At 45.2% G+C, this 21,403-nt stretch carries 23 protein-coding genes; 13 read left to right on the forward strand and 10 right to left on the reverse strand.

All coding sequences use genetic code 11. The features are described 5' to 3' along the window. The first annotated feature begins 30 nt into the window (after positions 1 to 30). Positions 31 to 897, forward strand: a complete 867-nt coding sequence (locus L0992_05315; GenBank protein XGB68106.1) for a DMT family transporter — start codon at positions 31 to 33, stop codon at positions 895 to 897. Between the two features lie 67 nt (positions 898 to 964). Here L0992_05315 and L0992_05320 read toward each other — a convergent pair whose 3' ends face one another. Together L0992_05320 and L0992_05325 are read right to left on the reverse strand one after the other, a co-directional pair. Then, positions 965 to 1,393, reverse strand: a complete 429-nt coding sequence (locus tag L0992_05320) for a MarR family transcriptional regulator (GenBank protein XGB68107.1) — start codon at positions 1,391 to 1,393, stop codon at positions 965 to 967. A 17-nt stretch (positions 1,394 to 1,410) separates the two neighbouring features. Next, on the reverse strand, positions 1,411 to 2,052 hold the full coding sequence (locus L0992_05325; protein ID XGB68108.1) for a cytochrome b/b6 domain-containing protein: 642 nt from the start codon (positions 2,050 to 2,052) through the stop codon (positions 1,411 to 1,413). Between the two features lie 150 nt (positions 2,053 to 2,202). On the opposite strand from L0992_05325, the gene L0992_05330 reads away from it, so the two are divergent. Further along, positions 2,203 to 2,625, forward strand: coding sequence for a cytochrome c (locus tag L0992_05330; protein XGB68109.1), 423 nt, complete (start codon positions 2,203 to 2,205; stop codon positions 2,623 to 2,625). A 116-nt stretch (positions 2,626 to 2,741) separates the two neighbouring features. Here the strand turns inward: L0992_05330 and L0992_05335 are convergent, their stop codons facing one another. From L0992_05335 to L0992_05350, 4 genes are all read right to left on the reverse strand, one after another. Continuing rightward, complete coding sequence (locus L0992_05335) at positions 2,742 to 3,029, reverse strand: hypothetical protein (GenBank protein ID XGB68110.1); 288 nt, start codon at positions 3,027 to 3,029, stop codon at positions 2,742 to 2,744. Between the two features lie 23 nt (positions 3,030 to 3,052). After that, positions 3,053 to 3,355, reverse strand: a complete 303-nt coding sequence (locus tag L0992_05340) for a hypothetical protein (protein ID XGB68111.1) — start codon at positions 3,353 to 3,355, stop codon at positions 3,053 to 3,055. Between the two features lie 177 nt (positions 3,356 to 3,532). Beyond that, positions 3,533 to 4,027, reverse strand: a complete 495-nt coding sequence (locus tag L0992_05345) for a peptidyl-prolyl cis-trans isomerase (GenBank protein ID XGB68112.1) — start codon at positions 4,025 to 4,027, stop codon at positions 3,533 to 3,535. Between the two features lie 122 nt (positions 4,028 to 4,149). After that, entirely contained in the window at positions 4,150 to 4,758 is a 609-nt protein-coding gene (locus L0992_05350) for a TetR/AcrR family transcriptional regulator (protein XGB68113.1), read from the reverse strand. Positions 4,759 to 4,996: 238 nt separating this feature from the next. Between L0992_05350 and L0992_05355 the strand changes: the two genes are divergently transcribed. Then, positions 4,997 to 5,953, forward strand: a complete 957-nt coding sequence (locus L0992_05355; GenBank protein XGB68114.1) for a glycosyl transferase family protein — start codon at positions 4,997 to 4,999, stop codon at positions 5,951 to 5,953. A 164-nt stretch (positions 5,954 to 6,117) separates the two neighbouring features. Here L0992_05355 and L0992_05360 read toward each other — a convergent pair whose 3' ends face one another. Beyond that, complete coding sequence (locus L0992_05360; GenBank protein XGB68115.1) at positions 6,118 to 6,414, reverse strand: hypothetical protein; 297 nt, start codon at positions 6,412 to 6,414, stop codon at positions 6,118 to 6,120. Positions 6,415 to 6,608: 194 nt separating this feature from the next. Continuing rightward, positions 6,609 to 6,842: a hypothetical protein gene (locus tag L0992_05365; GenBank protein XGB68116.1), complete on the reverse strand. Its 234-nt coding sequence runs from the start codon at positions 6,840 to 6,842 to the stop codon at positions 6,609 to 6,611. 305 nt (positions 6,843 to 7,147) lie between these two features. On the opposite strand from L0992_05365, the gene L0992_05370 reads away from it, so the two are divergent. The 4 genes from L0992_05370 to udp all read left to right on the forward strand — a co-directional run bounded on the left by L0992_05370 (position 7,148) and on the right by udp (position 12,741). Continuing rightward, positions 7,148 to 7,564, forward strand: coding sequence for a CBS domain-containing protein (locus L0992_05370; GenBank protein ID XGB68117.1), 417 nt, complete (start codon positions 7,148 to 7,150; stop codon positions 7,562 to 7,564). A 151-nt stretch (positions 7,565 to 7,715) separates the two neighbouring features. Beyond that, a complete protein-coding gene (locus L0992_05375) occupies positions 7,716 to 9,179 on the forward strand; it encodes an MATE family efflux transporter (GenBank protein ID XGB68118.1) in 1,464 nt (487 codons plus the stop codon). A 165-nt stretch (positions 9,180 to 9,344) separates the two neighbouring features. Further along, positions 9,345 to 11,699, forward strand: a complete 2,355-nt coding sequence (locus L0992_05380) for a zinc/cadmium/mercury/lead-transporting ATPase (GenBank protein ID XGB68119.1) — start codon at positions 9,345 to 9,347, stop codon at positions 11,697 to 11,699. Between the two features lie 283 nt (positions 11,700 to 11,982). Continuing rightward, a complete protein-coding gene (gene udp, locus L0992_05385; GenBank protein XGB68120.1) occupies positions 11,983 to 12,741 on the forward strand; it encodes a uridine phosphorylase in 759 nt (252 codons plus the stop codon). Positions 12,742 to 12,952: 211 nt separating this feature from the next. On the opposite strand, the gene L0992_05390 is transcribed toward udp, so the two are convergent. Both L0992_05390 and L0992_05395 read right to left on the reverse strand, forming a co-directional pair. Further along, the gene (locus L0992_05390) at positions 12,953 to 14,119 is read right to left on the reverse strand and encodes a DUF1887 family protein (protein XGB68121.1); all 1,167 of its coding nucleotides are present in this window, start codon (positions 14,117 to 14,119) and stop codon (positions 12,953 to 12,955) included. Positions 14,120 to 14,316: 197 nt separating this feature from the next. Continuing rightward, positions 14,317 to 16,308: a methyl-accepting chemotaxis protein gene (locus L0992_05395; GenBank protein XGB68122.1), complete on the reverse strand. Its 1,992-nt coding sequence runs from the start codon at positions 16,306 to 16,308 to the stop codon at positions 14,317 to 14,319. A gap of 276 nt (positions 16,309 to 16,584) precedes the next feature. Between L0992_05395 and hinT the strand changes: the two genes are divergently transcribed. From hinT to ycfP, 6 genes are all read left to right on the forward strand, one after another. Continuing rightward, entirely contained in the window at positions 16,585 to 16,935 is a 351-nt protein-coding gene (hinT, locus tag L0992_05400) for a purine nucleoside phosphoramidase (protein XGB68123.1), read from the forward strand. 242 nt (positions 16,936 to 17,177) lie between these two features. Then, the gene (locus tag L0992_05405) at positions 17,178 to 18,569 is read left to right on the forward strand and encodes a hypothetical protein (GenBank protein XGB68124.1); all 1,392 of its coding nucleotides are present in this window, start codon (positions 17,178 to 17,180) and stop codon (positions 18,567 to 18,569) included. After that, on the forward strand, positions 18,569 to 18,952 hold the full coding sequence (locus tag L0992_05410) for a YcfL family protein (GenBank protein XGB68125.1): 384 nt from the start codon (positions 18,569 to 18,571) through the stop codon (positions 18,950 to 18,952). Before L0992_05405 ends, L0992_05410 begins: the two co-directional genes overlap by 1 nt. A gap of 138 nt (positions 18,953 to 19,090) precedes the next feature. Next, positions 19,091 to 19,681 (forward strand): penicillin-binding protein activator LpoB, encoded by a 591-nt coding sequence (gene lpoB, locus L0992_05415; protein XGB68126.1) that lies wholly within the window; start codon positions 19,091 to 19,093, stop codon positions 19,679 to 19,681. 219 nt (positions 19,682 to 19,900) lie between these two features. Further along, positions 19,901 to 20,755 carry a phosphotransferase gene (locus tag L0992_05420; protein XGB68127.1) on the forward strand — a complete coding sequence of 285 codons (855 nt, stop codon included), beginning with the start codon at positions 19,901 to 19,903 and terminating at the stop codon, positions 20,753 to 20,755. A gap of 108 nt (positions 20,756 to 20,863) precedes the next feature. Then, complete coding sequence (gene ycfP, locus L0992_05425) at positions 20,864 to 21,403, forward strand: alpha/beta hydrolase YcfP (protein ID XGB68128.1); 540 nt, start codon at positions 20,864 to 20,866, stop codon at positions 21,401 to 21,403.

Consider the following 21,403-nt stretch of genomic DNA (forward strand, 5'->3'; position numbering starts at 1 on the left):
GTTGCTTTTTTGTTATTGGAACGAATAAAAATGATGAACGTAAAAGCGATGCGTGGCGAGCTTTACCTCTTGTGTGCCACTTTACTGGCAGGGGTAGGATGGATTGCATCTAAGCTGGTGGTCATGGAAATGCCGGGGCCTGTGTTCATTGGTGTGCGTTTTGTTGTCGCGAGCCTGATTCTACTGCCATTCTGTATTCATCATATTCGCAAGCTGTCATTTAAGCAGATCCTGTCATTGTGCGGTGTCGGTTTACTCTTGTCTGCTTCACTTCAGGTGTGGGTGTTTGCCGTTTCGGTCACGGAGAGCCTGTCGGAAGGGGCTTTCATTATGAGTTTAGCAATGATCATTGCGCCATTTGTCTCTTGGATTCTATTTCGAGTTAAGCCAAATCGTGCATTCTGGATGTCATTTCCTATCGCGATCCTTGGTATGTTACTGCTTACTCTCACCAACGGTTGGCACGTTGAGCAAAGCCAGATCTACTTCTTGTTAGCGTCGATGTTGCTCTCCACTCATTTTGTGATGAACAAACGTGTGATCACCAACATCAAGCCAATTGCCTCGATTTGTATTCAGCTTTTCGTAGTCGGAGTCAGCGGTTTGGCGTTTGCCTCTATGACGACACAGCCGGAATTTGAAATCACGAAAACGTTAGTGTTCTGGTTCATCGTGTCGGCGGTTGTTGCGACGTCTATTCGCTACCTATTACAAACGGTAGGCCAGCACTCTGTGAACATGGAAGTGGCGGCACTTATCATGATTCTAGAGCCAGTATGGACACTGTTACTCAGTGTGAGCATGCTAGGTGAAACGGTCGAGGTGCAAAAACTGATCGGTGGAGCGGTGATCATTGCTTCGCTGTTTTGCTACATCAAATCGTCGCGGAAAAAATAAACCCTCACCTGTGGCGAGGGTTTATTGAACTAGGGTACTGAGTGGTCGTTGCTGAGTTAGCTTCAAGCTAAACAGCCGCGACCATTTTCTTAAGCAAGCCGATCATCTGTTGCTGCTCTTTTGCATCAAGTGCTGCCATTAGCTCTTCATTCAACTTAACTGGGATGGGTATTAACACTTCTTCAAGTGCTTTGCCTCTCTCTGTTAGGTAGATTCTAAAAGAGCGGCGACTGTGTGGGTCCGCTCTGCGTTCTACCAGTTCAAGCTTTTCCAACTTATCTAAGGTTCGTGTTGTCGTTGAGTTTTCTACTTTCGACTTAGCGGCAATATCACGCTGGGTAACGCCTTCTTCTTCCCATAAACACATCAGGGTTGGCCACAATGCGATGCTTAAGCCGTGTTTCTTTAGCTCAAGATCGAAATCTTTGGTCGCTTTGTTGGCGATCACATTGATCATCCATCCAAAACTATTCTGTCTATCAAACTCTTCTGGCATTGGTTAGTCCCTAATTTTTATGACATAACAACTATTGCCATCGTAACTAATACCGACGCAATTAGCACCAATAACGCTTTGCTATTCGATGAAAAAGCCAATTGAGTGCCATTTCCGAAATGAGCGGTAGATAACGATTGATTTTGTTTACCTGTGATCATAGCGAGCACTAAAGGCTTTGAGCGCAGTTTGTAGACCAAGATAGCTAATAAATGCAGTGCTACAAAAGCAATTAGCATACGTGCAGCAATAGCATGAACTGTGCCGAGTAGGTCAAAAACATCGTCTGTGATGATGATTTCTGAGTACGGCAATGTGTCGAAGAATCCTGCTATCGCAAGGCCAGTGATGCATTGGATGAATAAGGTTGCAATCATTCCTACAACCATCCAAGCCCCTAATGGATTATGCCCCGGCTTAGGTTGAACTCGGCCTCGTAAATATTGGAAAGCAGAGCGAGGAGAGCTAACAAATTGCGAAAAACGGCTTGTATCACTACCAATTACTCCCCAGACCAAGCGCCATAGAATCAAACTAAACAGTGCTAGCCCTAGATAAATGTGCGGGCCATTGCCACTAAAGCCTGAACCAGCAAGGCCAATAAACAGAGCGGCTTGCAGCCAGTGATAGAGTCGAGTTGGTAGATCCCAAATTTTCATAGTTCATTTCCCAGTTGTCGTTTACGAAGTGAGATTAATTTACACAACAATAGTTGCGCGTGCAACTATTGTTGTGTAAATTAAGTGCATCTCATCGATTCGCGATTGAAAGATCAACAAATCAACCGACCAATGAATAGGAGTAACACTATGAAAAAACTGACTATCGCTTTGCTTATCGCCGTGCCTGTAATGGCGATTGCTGCAACTGAAGCTGTGAATAATCGCCAACAGGCTTTCAGCTCCATTGAAAAACTCAATAAACAAGTGTCTTCAGAATTAGGAAACCGAAATACAGATTGGAAAAAGGTTGGGGAGTTGAGTGAGAGTTTGGTTGAGCATGGAATTGTACTGGACAGTAGTTTTGCTGAGAGTGATATGGGCGGTAAGGCAAAAGAAACGGTGTGGAGTAAGCCAGAGAAATTTAACCAACTGATGTTACAGATGAACCAAGGTTTTACGGAGTTACAGCAAGCGAGTATTGAGCAGGACCTCAGAAAGGCTGAACGTGGTTTAGACGCGGCCAACAACACATGCCGAGCGTGTCATCGTACTTATCGTTCGCGTTGGTAAGTCATCTTGAGAGGCTTTAAAAACAATCAAGCCTGTACGAGTCGAATCGCGACAGGCTTGGTACGGTATGCAAATAATTAAGCACGTACGCTTGAGCTTAGGTTAGATAGGTTGGGTTAAATGTTCTCACCCAAACTAAAATACGCCAGCACTTCATCTTCGTTGTTGTAGGTGAAGTCCATACGTACATTTATGCGTTCTTGGCGTATTAAGCGATAGCGCAATCCGAGACCAACCATGGTCAGAAGGTCTCCATCGTCAAAGCTATGATATGGGTCTTTCGGGTTAAGCCTTTCACCAAACACCTTACCTACACCCGTTAAACCAACGACGGCTACGTTGTTCAAGAAGTTAATAGACGATCCAGAAATCGAGTAGCGATATTCCATTTCAAGGTTGGTCATGTGCGAGGCTATGTGGTCGTCCGCTACAAAACCGCGTTGAGCATTTCGTCCTTGTCGGCCGATAGCGTTGATGCGTTTTTGGTTTCGCCATCTGCATAGAAGTTATAGATGGGAATAACAGAAAGCCCAGTATCGACACTTGGATCGTAAAAGGGGATCGCAATGACACGAAATTGGTCATCCAGTTCAGGTTCTTGTGATTCTCGAGTATCAACCTCGAAAGCTGAACTAGAGAAATTGGCAACAGAAGATAAGAGCGCTGTTGTCCACAAAGAGAGTCGAGTCATGGTTGGTGTTACGTCCAATGTATCGTGAATCGCAATCAACTTTCATATTTGGCGAGCGGCGATAATAACACGTCACTAATACTGATTAATAGCCGGGGAATGGTAGGTGTTGGAAATATACCGTACAAAAATAAGAGCAATTGATAACATGGACAGTAAAAATGGTGAGGAGGGTTCCCACCATTTGAGGGGTGTTTCTTGGTCTTCGAGTACGACTTAGTCGTTAATAGTAACTTTCGAGATCACAATGTCTTCGCATGGCACATCTTCGTGTCCCCAACGGATGGTCGTTGGCGCGGCTGCGATCTTGTTTACCACATCCATTCCTGCCGACACTTTCCCAAACACAGCGTAACCCCAACCAGCGTTGGTGGTCGATGTATGGTCTAGAAAATCGTTGTCATCAAGGTTGATAAAGAACTGCGCCGTTGCCGAATGTGGTGCGTCGGTACGAGCCATTGCTACAGAGCCAATCACGTTCTTTAGGCCACGGTTCGCTTCGTTGACAATAGGTGCACGCGTTGGCTTTTCTGTCATGTCGATAGTGTGGCCGCCACCTTGAATCATAAAACCTTCGATAACACGGTGAAATGTCGTGCCTTCATAGAAGCCATCTTGGCAGTATTTCAGGAAGTTTTTCGAGGTTACTGGTGCTTTCTCAAGGTTGAGTTCAATCTCGATATCGCCAAAGTTGGTGGTGAAAGTAATCATAGGGCTACCTAAAGTTGAAATTGTTGAATCGTGAGTCACGAAATTGGGTTGCAGTATAGGGAAAATAACCACGGATACCAGTGATGGTTTCATTGTGGTTGAATTCCCATCAACCGCCAGTATTACGCTTGATACTGTTTAAGGAACATCTCGACACTTGAGTTTATGATCACTTGCTTATGCTGTGCGTCCGGTGACGGAGCGTGGCCGATGATCTGCGGCCAAAAGGCGAACGACTTAAGCAAGGCGATGAATTGAGTTGAGGCAAACAGTGGGTCGAGCTCGACTAAACGACCATCAGCCAAGGCGGCTTTGATCCAAATCGTTAGGCCACTCTCGGCTTGGGAGTATTTCTCCATTGCTTGATGAGCAAGTTCAGCGTTATGGAAATACTCAGAGAACAGCACGCGAGATAAGTCGATGAAGCCTTCGGACTCTAAAAGCTCAAGCTCTTGATTAGCAATAGACGCAAGCTGTTCGGCCAATGGTTGTTCGGCTTGGTATGGGAAATGAGTCGCCGCGAGTGTTTTGCTCCAAATACTGTCTAATATCTCATCCAGTAGTAACTCTTTGCTGGCGAAGTGGTTATACACCGTGCGCTTCGACACTTCTGCTCGGCTAGAGATTTTATCCATGCTGGTGGCCTTATAACCACGCTCGGTAAACTCTGCGATAGCGGCAGCAACGATAGATTCACGTTTCTTCTGGCTCAGTGTTTTTTTGACAGTCATTTGGGTACTACTCAATCTGGCGGTTAGTATTGCATACGCCAATTTTACACCACTAAGTTTACTTTTAGAACCGCAGTCCGTTTCCTTTTCGACTCCTAATTCAGTTGCCGCTAGATTGAGGAAGTGGAGTGGTATGGCGATGATAAGTACCTGAATCGCTTTGCAACGCGCTATCGGTGTCATAGAATCGAAGAGGTATTAAATTTTATTGATGTCTACGGAAGAGAATTAATAGTCAATGAGTAGTATTTTAGAGTGTATTCGTACTGTTGGACGAGGGGAAAGAGGGCGCAAGCCTTTATCGTTCGAACAAGCCTATCGCATCATGGATGAGTATTTAAGCGGTGAGGTCGGCGACGACCAAATGGCAATGCTACTTATGTTGATTCGTGTGCAGAATGAAACCAATGAAGAAATTGCAGGCTTTGTGAAAGCATTTCAATCTCGTGTGCCTGACTTAGGAGCTGACATTGATTGGCCTTGTTACGCGGGTAAGCGTAACGACACTGTGAGTGGTAAGCCTTGGAATTTGCTAGCAGCGAAGATACTGGCTGACGATGGTTACAAGGTATTGATGCATGGCTACATGGATAAGCCAAGTGGACGTACACACGTAGAGACTCACCTCGATCTTGTTGGTGTACGCAGTGCAGCTGATCCGCAACAGGCCAAGCAAATTCTGGAAGAGGATGATATTGCTTACTTACCTCTCGCTAACTTTGCGCCGGAAGCTCAAACGATGATCGGCTGGAAACACCGTTACGGTTTGCGTACGCCAATCAACACTGTGGTTCGTGCATTAAACCCTGGCGGCGGTCGTTTAGGTTTGCGTGGCAGTTTCCACCCTGGTTTCCCACAACTTCATGCTGAAGTAGAGAATGTGATTGGCAATAAATCCCACTCGGTGATTTCATTTAAAGGCATGAACGGCGAGTCGGAATACAACCCTAAGGTTAGCCAAACGGTGTGGATGAGTTCTCCTGATAAGGTCGAATCTTTCTATTGGGAAGAGATGATGAACTCTGATATTTCATTGCCGAGTGAGTGTGTTCTGGGCACGCCGGAAGATGAGATGGAATTGATGGCAAACACTGTTGTCGACAGCATGACGGCGATTCTTTTCGCTGAAACGCACGATAAAACCGAAGCCTACACAAAAGCCATCCGCCTTTGGGATGCGTACTGTGCTCGCTAGCACTCGGTCATAATTGTATAGCGGTTCGGATAGTTATTAAGAGAAGGTCAGCGAGTGCTGGCCTTTTTTGTCCCTGATTCATTTGTGTCTGGTTCATTTGCGTATGATTGGTCGTGAGCACCTTTCTGATATAGGCATTACCGACAATGAACCGAAACTAGAGGTTATTTAACTCGCATCAGTCGGTGTATCTTATCTTCAAACTGAATCTCAATCACTTGTGAGATTTTCATCTTATCAACACGATCAAGCATGTTGGCTTGGTAATCGCGTTTTTTCATCCACTCTAACGGTTCTTTAAAGCCATCTTCGTTGATCACAAATGATTGATCAGTGATGGAATCTTCAAAAATATGCACAACCCAAATACGCGATTGGAAATCCAATAACTCGTTGAAGTAGGCCTTTAACTTTGAGCGATACTTAGTGACATAGGTTTGATTTGAGGCTGGAGAGGGCATAATGAACCGTGTTGAGACAATGAAAAGCGGCAAAGGCACCGTTGTCTTTATTATAACGCTTCACAGTTAAGATTGTCAGACCGAATTAGGCAGCCGTGGCTATCGCACCATTGTTATCGCTAGCGCAACTAATGCTTTAGCGCAACTACAACGACTGCCTATGATCATTCCAGCAAACGAGTGCTTTTGACGAACTACTTTACGAAGAGACCGAAGTCGATCTCTTGCTCTCTCTGATATTTAATGAGCTTTACTTTCAGGTTGTGTTGCGCCGCCAAATCGATCGCTAAGCTCGACATGCGTTTTATCTCGTGAACACAGCTTGAGATAAGTGGCTGCTCTTGGTTATCGACAGTGGCGATGAGTGTGTTTTCTGTACCATCGTTACCTGAATAAACGTACGCGTACATGTTGTTGTCGTGTTGCATAAACTACCTAAATCGGGACTTTCTAATTATTAGTGTGGTGAAGATTACAGGGTTTATCTATTCAGGCTAGTTCGGCTAAGTAAGCCTAAGCAAGAGAAAGTAAGGCTTTGTAAGGGCTCTTTTTTTTCTTTTTTCTGTGCCACAAAAACTCTCTCGAGCCTTTTGCTGTCTCGTTTTTAAGGCTTGTTAGGTTTTGCCTATCAATAAAATTGTTGAAATCCATTTAGTAAAATCAAGATTTTAGACAACAATTAAGTTAACGAGATAGATAAAGACATCACGAAAAGTATTTTAGGGAGAACGCAATGCATTCAATTAAAGTGAAAGATTACATGACGCAGCAGGTTGTGACATTCACTCCTGATATGCCGTTAAGTCTAGCGCTAGACAAAGTGATGCGCAGTCATCACATGGGCGGCCCAGTTATTGATGATAATGAGCAAGTAATTGGTTTCCTTTCAGAGCAAGATTTATTAGAAAAACTGGTTAAGGTCAGTTACTTCTGTCAAGACACACACATTGTTGGTGATTGCATGTACCAAGAGGTGTTATCGGTATCGCCAGATCTATCCATTATTGAATTGGCAGACATGATGCAAGTAGGTAAACCAAAAGCTTACCCTGTGATCGACAACAGAAAGTTGGTTGGAATTATCACCAGAACAGATGTTTTGAGAGCAATTGGCAAGAACTTAGATGAATGCTTCAAACATCCTGTATAGTGACGTGTTAAGAACGATTATTTTTCTCAACACCCATAAATGACAAAAGGCGCACTAGCGCCTTTTTCTTCGTAGAGTTTTTGTAGATCTGTTGTCATAGAGCTCAAACGTCGAAGCTTTGACTTGTGGTGTTCCAGCTTTTGGAGGTTTCATGTCAAACCAAACTGCAAAGTTTGTAGAAGGTTCAACGATGCGCCACATCTTGGTGATGTCGGGTGCTGGCTCTGTTGGCTTGATGGCACTGTTTGTGGTCGATTTACTCGATATGCTGTTTATCAGTATGTTGGGACAAGTCGAATTGGCCGCCGCAGTTGGTTTTGCAGGTACTCTCACTTTCTTCTCTACCTCCGTTTCTATCGGTACCTCTATTGCAATGGGCGCGTTGGTTTCGAAGGCGATTGGCTCTAAAGACAGAGACCACGCAAGAAATCTCAGCACCAGTATCATGTTAACCGCGTTTGTGATCAGTTCGACGGTCACTGCGATTATGTATGCTTACATCCCTGAACTGCTCGCGGCGATTGGTGCGAAAGGTTTGGCGGCAGAACGTGCACAAGCGTACTTACAGATTTTGCTCCCTAGTGGACCATTCCTAGCCTTAGCTATGGCTGCGGGTGCCGGCTTAAGAGCGGCAGGTGATGCGAAGCGTTCAATGTGGGCAACCTTGTCTGGCGGCATTGTGAATGCGATCTTGGACCCTCTTTTTATCTTTGGTTTTGGTTGGAACATCGAAGGGGCGGCCATCGCTTCTGTCGTTGCACGCTTTTCGGTTCTCTTCTTCTCGCTTTATCCTTTGATTCGCAGTCATGAGCTGGTGGCTCCGCCTTCGATGGTGCAGTGGCGCATCAATATTCGTCCAATTCTGGCCATCGCTATTCCCGCAATTATCACCAATACTGCAACTCCGATTGGTAATGCGATTGTGACGACGGGTATTGCGCAATACGGTGAAGACTTCGTCGCAGGCTTTGCCGTAATTGGCCGTTTAACGCCCGTGTGTTTTGCTGTGATTTTTGCCTTGTCTGGCGCAGTCGGGCCAATCATTGGTCAGAATTTCGGTGCTGAGCGCATGGACAGAGTCAAAGAGACGCTGAATAACTCGCTGTTAGTGACCACGGTGTACATCATCGCTGTGTGTATTCTTTTGTACTTCATGCAAGGCTATGTGATTCAAGGCTTCAGCCTGCAAGGTGATGCGGCCGTTATTGTTGCTGCGTTTTGTACTTATGTAGCGCTGACCTTCACTTTTAACGGTGCACTGTTTGTCGCGAACACTTCATTCAATAATCTAGGTAAGCCTCTTTACTCAACGGCGTTGAACTTAGGTAAGGCGACACTGGGCACTCTGCCATTCGTTTACTTGGGTTCACAATGGTATGGCGCGTTAGGCGTGTTGTACGGACAAGCGCTGGGTAATATCTTGTTCGGTTTGTTGGGTATCTTGGTGCTTCGTTACCATATATCAGAGTTGATGGAAGGATCTCAGGTCGACCCTGTCGAAGATGATGTGTCTATTGTGAGTTTGAATACACAGCCTTTCTGTTCACACGATGCCGTTCTGATTGATGATGTATCCGCAAATAGAGAAGAGTGTGCCGAGCTTAAGCCTCAATAAGAGCAGCCTACTTGCTTGAGACTCTTAAATAAATTGCATTAAACGATAACTTCTCCTTGACCTTGGAGCTACCTCCAAGGTTTATACTTTCGATGAACTTAAGGTTCCGCTGTTGTACTTAAACGGCAGCGGCCTCAAGGCTTTTGAGTATTAAGGAGATACATTATGTGCGCAAAACATGCAGCGTGCCGCTCAGCAAAAGTGGACGTTCAACCTCAAGCGGTGGGAGCTGGTTGCTCTAGCCCTAAAATTTCAAGCATCACTGCAGCTGGCACTTCGTCAGGATGTTGCAGCTCTTCTGCCGCGGCGTCATCGTCGTCTGGAGATGATTGCTGTGGATCAGACAGTGGAGAAGAAGACAGTCAGCCCTCAACCTTATCTCTCGATGCCCAATTTTCCAAAAGTTGGTTGGTTGCCGGAATGGACTGCCCAGCTTGTGCAAGAAAAATAGAAAACGCGATCAGTAACATTGACGGTGTGATTCAAGCGAAGGTTCTCTTTGCTACCGAAAAACTGGTTGTGAAATTCGATAATGAAAGTCTTGCCGACACCATTGAACAAGTCTCTATCAAAACTGGCTTCCCATTAACGGAAGTGGGTTCTAAGAAAGAAAAACAACAACCAGAGACCTTTTGGCAAGCTCATATTCAACCTAATTTACAGATCATAGCGATTGCAGCTGCAATGCTGTTCGCTGCGCTTCTGAAAAGTACTTATCCTCAATTAAGTGAAGGCTTATTCACTGTTACCTGTTTACTTGGTTTATACCCAGTAGCTAAGAAAGCCGTGCAATTGGCTCGTTCGGGTACGCCTTTTGCCATCGAAACCTTAATGAGTGTCGCTGCGCTCGGTGCTTTGTATCTTGGTGAAACTGCGGAAGCGGCGATGGTGTTGCTGTTGTTCTTGATTGGTGAGCGCCTAGAAGCGTTTGCGTCATCAAGAGCAAGAAGTGGCGTTCAAGCTTTAATGGCATTAGTGCCAGAGAACGCGACCAAGATTATCAACGGTGAGCGTGTTGAAGTAGCGGTAAGCGAACTTGTTCCTGGTGATGTGATTGAAGTCGCTGCAGGTTCTCGCTTGCCAGCTGATGGCAAGCTGATGACTGATGCCGCGAGCTTTGATGAAAGCGCGTTAACGGGTGAATCTGTTCCTGTTGAACATATCGAAGGTAACAGCATCATGGCAGGCGCCGTAGTCGTCGATAAAGTTGTGCGTATCACTATCACTTCAAAACAGGGCGAGAACGCAATTGACCGTATTCTTCATCTGATTGAAGAGGCGGAATCTCGTAAAGCACCACTGGAACGCTTCCTTGATAAGTTCAGCCGTTGGTACACACCGTTAATGATGTTGGTTGCTTTGTTGGTGATCATCACGCCGCCACTGTTGTTTGCTCAACCTTGGGAAACATGGGTATACCGCGGCCTAGCGTTATTGTTGATTGCTTGTCCGTGTGCCTTGGTTATCTCGACTCCAGCAGCGATTACTTCAGGCTTGGCTGCAGCAGCGAAACGTGGCGCACTAATTAAAGGCGGTGCAGCACTAGAGCAGCTTGGTAAGATTCAAACCATCGCTTTTGATAAAACGGGTACATTGACTGAGGGTAAACCTCAGGTAACCGATATTCAGACACTATCGGGTTGGCAACAAGACGCGATGCTTCGTGTGGTTGGTGCTATCGAAGTGGGCTCTACTCATCCATTGGCGCAGTCGCTGGTGGCGAAAGTAAACGAGCTGAATATTGATATCCCAGAATCGCACAACAAGAAGGCGCTGATTGGCAGTGGTGTGGAAGGCGATGTCGATGGTGTTAAATACCAAGTTCTAGCACCTTCTAAAGTAAGTTTCGAACTTGATACTGATGTTGTGTCTCAGGTGGAAGCTCTAGAAGGCGAGGGTAAAACGGTTGTTATTGCCTTAGAGCTTAAGCATCAAGAAGAATCAGCAGATCAAGTGACACCTATTGGTTTGATTGCGTGGCAAGATACGTTACGCAGTGACGCTAAGGTTGCGATTGAACGACTTAACGACTTGGGTATTCAATCTATCATGTTGACGGGTGACAACCCACGCAGTGCGGCTGCGATCAGTAGTAAGATTGGCATGCAGTACAAAGCGAGCCTACTTCCAAGCGACAAAGTATCTTATGTTGAAGAGCTGTCTCAACAATCGCACGTTGCGATGGTCGGAGATGGCATCAATGATGCGCCAGCGATGAAAACCGCCAACGTGGGTATCGCGATGGGCGGGGGGACTGATGTCGCCTTGGAAACGGCGGATTCAGCACTGACTCATAACCGCTTAACGGAACTGCCAGCGATGATTGAGCTATCGCAAGCAACCATGAACAATATTCGTCAAAACGTGGCTCTCGCGCTCGGTTTGAAAGGTGTGTTTTTGGTGACGAGCTTGTTCGGTATTACCGGTCTGTGGGTTGCGGTGTTAGCCGATAGTGGTGCAACTGCATTGGTGACATTGAACGCATTGCGCCTGCTGCGATTCAAATCTAAAGCCGATTAAATCGAGCTCACCGACATAGAGCATTCTTAATATAAAAAGCGCCTTTAGCGGTAATACGTTAAAGGCGCTTTTTGTCTCATTAGTATGCAACACAGGCGTATGGATTGCTTATTTTTGTGATGCCAATCGGTTTTTCGTGAAACTTGGAATCTTGTTGCGATCATTCATGTGACGGGCGTCACTTCATTTTGTGGTGAGCTTGGTTAGAGTGTGTTCGTACCCCACGAATTTACTATGAGCTTAAATAAGGGTAAAAAGCCCAATAAGCCAAAAGGAGCGAACTATGTCTCAAGCTGTTTTCCATTTAGGTGTTACTGAAGCAGATCTTAACGGTGCTACTCTTGCGATCATCCCAGGTGATCCTGCTCGTGTACAAAAAATTGCAGAAGAGATGGAGAACCCAGTATTTCTTGCTAGCCATCGTGAATACACACTTTACCGCGCAGAACTAGACGGCAAGCCAGTTGTTGTATGTTCAACAGGTATCGGTGGTCCTTCTACTTCTATCGCTGTAGAAGAGCTAGCTCAACTGGGTGTTCGCACTTTCCTTCGTGTTGGTACTACTGGTGCTATCCAACCTCACGTAAACGTGGGTGACATGATTGTTTCTACTGGTTCTGTTCGTCTAGACGGCGCTAGCCTGCACTTTGCTCCAATGGAGTTCCCAGCAGTAGCTGACTTCGAAGTGGCAACAGCAATGAAAGCAGCCGTTGAAGAGTCTGGCGCTGCAGTTCACATGGGCGTAACGGCTTCAAGTGACACTTTCTACCCAGGTCAAGAGCGTTACGACACGTTCTCTGGTCGTGTTGTTAAGCGTTTCCAAGGTTCTATGCAAGAATGGCAAGATATGGGCGTGCTAAACTTCGAGATGGAATCTGCAACGCTGCTAACTATGTGTGCAAGTTCTGGTCTGAAAGCGGGTTGTGTTGCGGGTGTAATCATCAACCGTACTCAAAAAGAGACGCCTGATCACGACACACTAAAAGTAACTGAAGCACGTTCAATCAAAGTGGTTGTAGAAGCTGCTCGTAAAATGCTTTAAGTCTTAAAGTGCTCTAAGTCTTAGAGAGCATTAAGTCTTAAACTGACTTCAAATTTTGAAAATGGCCGCATCGAATGATGCGGCCATTTTTTTGTGTCGTCTGAAAGTAATCGATAGAGAAAACAGACAACAAAAAAGGCGAGTGACTTAATGGTCATTCGCCTTTTTTAGATTTGCTTAAGAGAGTATGACTCTTAGAGTCTATTGGTTATTAGTACTCTAGATCTTCATTACCGCCAGCCGCTGTAAACCATGCCGTTAGGTGTGTTTTAAGATCTTTCAGTTCGTCAGGGCCAATCAATGCAAGACCAAGATCTTCTGCTCGAGTGATGTCGTTATGGCGAAGAGGGCGGAAGCTCACCAGCATTGCACGGGCTTGTAGGCCACCTAGCAGGTCTCTCAGCGATTCCAGTTTGTACAAGGTGTCATCACCATCATCACGCATGCCTTTGGTCTTACATTCGATGATGTGTAGCTTATTGTTCACTACTGATGCAACATCAAGCTCGTTTCGAACCTCACGCTCACCAAGTTGACGGTATACCTGAACATTCAACGAACGGTCTTGGATCGTAGGCATGTCATCTTGAATTTGTTTCACTGTGCTGTGAACCAGAGTTTCTAACCATTCACCGTTTGAGAAGCGGCGTGCATCTTCGTTGGCAAAGGTCAAAATACCGTTGTCGTAAGTCGCAATCTTAGCTTCAACCAAATCGCTCAGTAGCATGTTCAGTTCACGGTAGCCTTGTTGCTTCTCAGATAGTCCAACATCAAGTTTCTGTTCTTTACGGCAGGTCGTTGCTAGGTAGTTCAAGGTCGCAAGGCCAGGGCCTAGTTCGAGTGCGTTACTTGCCCAACGCTCACCCAGTTCATAAAGTTTCTGATCAAGTTGCGGAGACAGCTGTACATCGCTGAATTCACCACGAGCACCAAATACCGTTAGGTAGTCGTCGATAGTAATGCGGTCTTGAACTTGAGCGTCTTCTTTGCCATTTGGGTAAAGCCAGCAAAGCTTGTCGCTGTTTGGTTCAACCACGAAGATTGGCCAGTGGTAAGTGCGGAATACTTCGTAAACAGAAAGTAGGCGGTGACGTAGGCCACAACTTGCGTTGAGCTTCACTTCTTGGCCGCGTGCTTTGAGGTCTTCGGCAAGGGTTTGGATAGATTCTTTGATAACGGACGTGTTTACGATGGTCGGAATTTCGAAAAACTCACTGGTAATGTCGCGCTTCTGCAAAACGCTGTCTAAACGTTTGTACATACTGACTTGATTTTTGTCGCCGATAAACACGATGTGAGTGCTGACCGTTCGGTTATCAAGTAAAGGGGTGAGCAAGCGAATGGGGTCTTGATCGATAATGCCAACATGAACAGCCATATAAATTCCTTAATAGCGGCTCGCTCATAAAGGTGAAAGAAAAAACGGGAAGCAGCAAGCCTTAATAATCATATAATGACAAAGCTCATAAAAAACAAGGGCAACCCTTGATAAAAGTTGCCCTAGCTCAATTAGTTACCACTATTGGGTAAGAAGTCTCAACAATCTCACTAAATATCTATCGATTCTTCATTTATCTATAGTTTGAATTGATGTACCAAATCACCCTGCTGATTTGCCAGAATCGTTAGGTTTTGGCTCGCTTCTGCAATCGATGACATCGCTTGGTAACTCTTATCTGCGATGTGGTTGATGTCTTCGATGTTGCGTGCAATATCGCTAGACGTTTCACTCTGCTCAGCGGCTGCTTGAGATATATGTGTACTCATGTGGCTAATCTCTAGAATCAATGCTTGGATTTCTTCCATTGCACTGTTTGCACTTGATGCTTGTTGAACCGACATGTCCATATCGCTCATACAGCTTTCAATCACATTGCTTGCAGTCTTCGAACTTGATTGTAAGTTGCTGATCATGGTCTCGATTTCAGACGTCGATTGCGTCGTTTTCTGAGCAAGCACTCGAACTTCATCGGCAACGACCGCAAAGCCACGACCTTGCTCACCCGCACGCGCTGCTTCGATGGCTGCGTTGAGTGCGAGTAGGTTGGTTTGCTCCGCGATGCCACGAATCACATCTAGGATTGAACCAATTTGGCTACTCATCTGTTGCAGTTCACCCACCGCACCTACCGATTCGTTTAAGCGAACCTCTAGTTGGTTAATGGTGCTTATGTTGGTGTTCATGATCTGACGACCAGATTCAGACGCTGATTCTACTTGTTGAACCATGGTTAATGAGTTTTGCGCACTGTTCGCCACTTCTTGCACAGAATGAGACATCTCTGTCATCGCTGTTGCAACGGTCGCGGTTTGTTCACGTTGGCTATTCAGTTGAGCCTGCGTTTCAGAAGAGGTCTTCTGGTTTACGCTTGCGGTCTTAGTTAAGTCATCTGAAGCGTCATTCAACTTCACAAGGATATTGTGTAGGTTATCGGCCAAGGTGTTGATGTGACGGCTCACGCGGCTGAATTCGTTGTCGTAACGAATGTCGATACGCTGAGTCATGTCACCTTCAGTTAGGCCTTCTAATGTCCCTAGAATACGAGTTAGTGGCTCTCTTACACTGTGTGCAATGTGGTAGCCGATTGCAGCAGCGAATACCGTGACAACAATACCAATCGCAATTGCGTTGAATAGGCCTTTGTCGTAGATGCTGCTCGCGTCTGCCAGTGAAGCGTTAAGTTGCTCTTCGGCAGTCACGTTGAATGAATCCAATACCGCCATTGCTTGGTCAACTTCAACCGCTAGGTTTGCGATGTTGACGTACAGCGCTTGTTTCGCTTGTAGATAGTTGTTGTGTTTGTCTAACACGCCGCCTTTTTGGCCGACGTCTTTAGTAAATTTTTGAACCGATTCATCGAAGACATTTTTAAGTGCAGGAAGCTGTGTCGCCAAGCCACGGTAGGCGTAGTTTAGGTGAGTCACTGCTTTCTTGTTTTGGTTTACGGCTTTCTGTACGAAGGCAACATCCGAGCTTGCTAGCGCATCTGAAGTGATTACCTCAGCGTCTTGCAGTTTGATGAAGTAGCTCTTGGCCATCACTTTGACAGAGATACTTTTTTGGTCAGCAACGTACTCTTTCATGCCAACCGTTAATTCTGAATGCAGGCGTTGGAAGTCACGTGATGCTTTTTGTACTTGTTCTTGTGCTTCAAACATCGCGACGTAGTTGTTCATCGCTTCGTCTGCTTCTGTAAAGTAGCGTTCTTCCATCGCTCGTAATTGTGCGATGCGTTCGATGAGTGTTGAGTCGTTCTGGCTTGCCGCTTCTAGATTGCTTAGAACTTCAGAAAAAGAGTTTTGTGATGCAGCAAACTCTGTGCGCATTGCAGACATGCGTTCAGCGTTTTGTGTGGTTAAGAAGTCTTTGAATGACTTGTCAGCAGAGAGCAATTGAACACTTGTTTGATTTGAAAGCGCAACAAGCGGTAATGAGGTTTCTGAGACACTCTCAAAATTGCTGTGTATCTGATTCATGCTGTTCATCATGATGGTTATCGTGACTGCGAACATGATGATGATCAGTGCGAAGCCAGCGTACATACGCTTGATCACAGATCCCTTCATGGCTTTCTCCCTAATAAAAATGCAGACCTAATGTCAGGTCAAAGTAAAACTAACAAAATTGTCAGCATTCTATTGAGCTCCGCTTACGCATTTTATGACGCATACGGCAAAAATAACCCTCAGTTATAATCAACATGCCATTCTTGAGAGCTAACACTGGTTTTCTTTGATTTGAACGGTGTTTTTTATTATGCTTTAAAGCGGATTTATTGTGGTTTGTTGCGGCATAGCGCATACTCAAAACATTAAAAAGTAAATGTTTTATCGGAGAAAAACATGGCTGAAGAAACCATCTTTAGTAAGATCATCAATAAAGAAATTCCTGCAGATCTGCTATACCAAGACGACTTAGTAACGGCGTTTCGCGATATTAACCCTCGCGCTCCTAGTCATATCCTAATTATCCCGAACAAGCTGATTCCAACGACCAATGATGTTGAAGTAGAAGATGAAGCGATGATGGGACGTATGTTTACTGTTGCTCGTAAGTTAGCAAAAGAAGAAGGCATCGCAGAAGATGGTTACCGTCTTATCGTGAACTGTAATTCTCACGGTGGCCAAGAGGTTTACCACATTCACATGCACTTAGTGGGCGGCCGTCCGCTTGGCCCTCTGCTAATGAGCTAGTACGTTAATTAATGAGTTAGCCAAAAAAGCTAACGAGTTAAGTAACATAAATCGCTAGTTGGAAAATTTGTAGTTTGTATGCCAACTTTAAGTTTTATCTGTTGTCTGAATATCGGCATCGATTAGGTAGAGCCTAAAAAGCAAGGTATCCACTTGCTTAAGATCCTTTTAACAACACGTTTCGTTTTGATAATGAGACAACTAACTAAAGTTGGCATTTTAAACATGCACGGAGACGATAAGTGAAGCAACAGTTTAGATTCGCTTCCATTGCCCTGTTATCGGCGTTGACTGCAGGTTGTGCGAGTATGTCTGCAGGCAGCCTGTTCAGTCATTACAGCGCGCAAAACAAAGCTATCTATCAAGCAGTGAAATCTGGGGATTATTCAGAGGCTCAACAAGAGTTACCAGATTACGCAGCAGGCGACATCCTTGATAACTTTGAAAGAGGCAGAATTAACCTGCTGGATCAAAAGTACCCTGAGAGTAAGTCTTCGTTTGAACTGGCTGATCAGGCCGTAAAAGATCAACAAAACAAAGCCGTGATCTCTATTTCAGACAGTGCAACCAGCGTAGGTGCGTTGGCTTTTAACGACAACATTACCGAGTATGTGCCGCCTGATTACGAGTTAGGCTTTCTTCACCTCTATCTCGGTTTGAACTACCTCAAGAAAAACGATTTAGAAGGTGCGGTGATTGAAATGCGTCGCGCCAACCAAGTTCAAGAACAAGCAAAGAAGCAACGTGAAGCTGAGCTAGAAAGAGCCGCTAACGATGCGAAGAAGCAAGGCTTGTCTGCCAATGTCGGTAGTATCCTTGCAAATTATCCGGATGCGGGTAAGAAGCTGCAATCGGTTCAAAATGCGTATTTGATGTTTTTGTCGGGATTGCTATATGAGGCGTCGAACGATTTAAACAGCGCATATGTCGACTATCGACGTGCCTTGGCGGTTATGCCGGAGAACCAAGAGATCATCGACAGAACGATGGCGACAGCCGCTCGTTTAGGAATGAGACAAGATTTAGAGACACTTGAAAAGCGCTATAAGCAATCATCGAAGCTAGGTAGTGGTCAAGGCCGTGTGATTGTTCTTCAAGAGCAAAGCGCGGTTCAAGCTATGGACAGTTGGCGATTGGATTTACCTGTTTATGACAGTCGCGATCAAGGGGCAATATATTCTCTTGCGCTGCCATATTACCCGAGCCAAAACGTAGAGCGATTTTCTGCGTTACGAATCAGCGGACAACCGTTACAAGAACACTTGATTACGGATGTAAACGTGATGGCTCAGAACGATTTATCTGAGCGCATGACGACAATTGTTATTCGCCAAGCGCTGCGTGTGGTCGCGAAAGACCGCATTCGTAAAGAGGCAACCAAGGGCGATGATGTCGGTAACATCTTGTTCAATGTGTGGAACACACTGACAGAGCAACCAGACACACGCAGTTGGCAATCTTTGCCTGCTGAGATTAAGAGCAGCACGTTTGTAGCAAATAGCGGTCAATATACGTTAGAAGCGGGCGCTAAAACGTATGACTTTGATATTCGAGAAGGGCAGACCACCTTGGTTTGGATTTCTCGACAAGGGAATAACGCAACAATGTGGCATAAACAGCTAGGGAGGCTGTAATGAAAAAGTGGTTAGTGAGCTTAGCAGCGGTTATGGCTCTGGCTGGTTGTGCTGATAATACAGCTGGCGTAAGGGTTGATAGCCTGACTCAGAACGTTTTCTTTGGTGACAAAGTATTGGGTAGCCGTTTACAGGTTGAAGATATCCGCACCGATCTAGTCGACGGTCATACGCGAGGAATCGTGCGTTTAAACAGTAACTATAAAGGCGACCAACATATCCTTTATCGTTTTTACTGGTACGACGATGCCGGGCTTGAGGTCAACCTAAAACAAGGCCCTTGGAAACAAGCGATTGTTCGTGGTTTTGAAAGTCTTTCGTTGTCGGAAGTGTCGGTAAACCCTAAAGCGACTCAGTTCCGAGTTCAGTTCCGAGAGCAGTAAGCTCGATTAGAATAGATTTAGTGACAACTGGCTTTAGTTAACATCGAATAGAGTTTCAGAAAGCGGATTCATTGATTCGCAAAGACAAGAATTTAAGAGTGTGGGTAACCCCACTCAATGATAAGTTGAGGAAAAAAAATGAAAAAGAGTGTCATTGCGCTACTAGGTTTAGCGGTTATTTTAGGCGGTTGTTCGAACAAGGTAAGCTACGGTGATGCACAAGCAGTAGAAACCACGACAATCGATTTCGGTTCAACTGACCTTCAAACGATTGCGGGTGAAATGGTCGATAGCATGATGGCTTCTGGTTCAGTGTCTTACATTACTCGTGAACAGCGTCCAATCGTGTTCGTTGAGCGTATCAAGAACAAAACAAGCGAGCACATCGATACTGAGTCAATCACTGACACAATCAGTACTAAAATGCTGAACTCTGGTAAGTTCCGTTTCGTTGATATGGACCGTGTAGAGTCTGTTCGTGACCAACTTAACTTCCAAAACAATGATGAGTTAGTAAACCAAAGCTCAGCAATCCAGTTCGGTAAAATGGTTGGTGCTCAGTACATGTTGTACGGCAACTTATCAAGCATCGTTAAGAAAGACGGTAGCGATGAAGACGTATACTACAAAATGACTATGCGTCTAATGGATCTTGAGTCTGGCTTGATTGAGTGGGCTGACGAGACTGAAATCCGTAAGCAACAATCTAAGAGCCTTTTGGGTCTTTAATTTCGCTTACTTGCCAACTGAGCGCAGCCAGCTTTGACAGTGTCTAGTCTTGGCAGCGCTCAATATGAACTGCGCTTAATCTTGACTGCGTTTGAGCTTGACAGTGCATAGGTTGGTCACACGCCAATGCAGTACATGATGTGCTGTTAATGAAAAGACACTGGCTTTTGGTCAGTGTCTTTTTTGTAGGGAAACAAAGACGTTTATAGGGAATAAGCAATGGCAATTTTTTCTTGGTCTGAGGCTAAGCTTCTTGATACCAGTTTGAGTTCGCTTGATGGTTACTTTTCTGAGCCCCCAGTTAGGGCGCAGACTCTGACAGGCGGTTTGACCAATCGATGTTGGAAGCTGGTTTCAGCCGATGGCACAGCCTATGTGTGGCGCCCAATCACACCGATCACCAAAGCCTTCTTTATCTCTCGTCATGAAGAGTATCAAGTGCTCTCGACGATTGAGCGTCTTGGTATTGGTCCAAGCCCGATGGTAGTGAATGAGCACGGGCTACTGGTTGAATGGATTGATGGTGAGACTCTTTATGAAGGGTTAGGCATTGATGACCTATTGAAAACGCTTATCTCTGTGCATCTGGTTAACACTGCGCGATTGCCGCTCCAACCTTTCAGTTTTACAGCGAGAGTTGACCATTACTGGCTGCAGCTTGATGCGATTCATAAGACGGAAACCTGCACCAAGATTTATCGAGAATGGCGAACCGCTCCAAGTATTCCAAGCGTTGATCTATCTTTGTGCCATTTTGATTTAGGTGGTTACAACTTAGTAAGAAGCAGTGATGAGATTAAGATTATTGATTGGGAATACGCAGCGCTAGCCGACCCTAGGCTTGATCTAACTTTAACCATTGCGGTTGCAGGTGTGCCAGTTTCGGAAGCGGTTAACAAGTATTGTCAGCTGCGAGGCATTCATGATGTTCAGCCTTGGCTCGATGGGGTTGAAGCATGGTTACCAAGAAGCCAAATGATGGCGATGCTGTGGTATTTGCTCGCTCACCAGCTATGGGGTGATGAAAGTTATCTGCGCGAAGCAGAGGCTCTAAGTCACACTTTATGTAGCTAGGATCACGTTTAGGAAGTGAAAAATATAATTTCGGTGGTCTTCCCTTTAAAACCTTGTTTTTCGTGTTAGATTGATCAAAACGTACCAATATTCAACGGGGGAGGTACAATGATTATCTATCTACATGGCTTCGACTCAACAAGCCCGGGCAATCACGAAAAAATACTGCAGTTGCAATTCATTGATGATGACGTTCGTTTCATTAACTACAGTACTTTGCATCCAAAACACGATATGCAGCATTTGCTAAAAGAAGTGCATAAAGTGATAGAGCAATCCGATGATCCGCATCCTATTATTTGTGGTGTTGGTTTAGGTGGTTTTTGGTCTGAGCGTATTGGTTTCTTATGTGGTATTAAGCAGGTGGTCTTCAACCCGAATCTGCATCCTGAGAACAACATGGTGGGTCGCATTGACCGTCCAGAAGAGTACGAAGACATCGCCACTAAGTGTGTCGCTCAATATCGTATGAAGAACAAAGGTCGCTGTTTAGTGGTGCTTTCTCGTGAAGATGAGATTCATGACAATAGCAAAACAGCCGCTGAGCTCGAAGATTACTACGATGTCATCTGGGACGAAAAAGAGAGTCATAAATTCAAAAAGATCTCTCAGCACCTTCAGGCAATGAAAGCGTTTAAGAACGCCTAA

The sequence above is a fragment of the Vibrio pomeroyi genome (assembly GCA_041879425.1).
Lineage (GTDB): Bacteria > Pseudomonadota > Gammaproteobacteria > Enterobacterales > Vibrionaceae > Vibrio > Vibrio pomeroyi_A.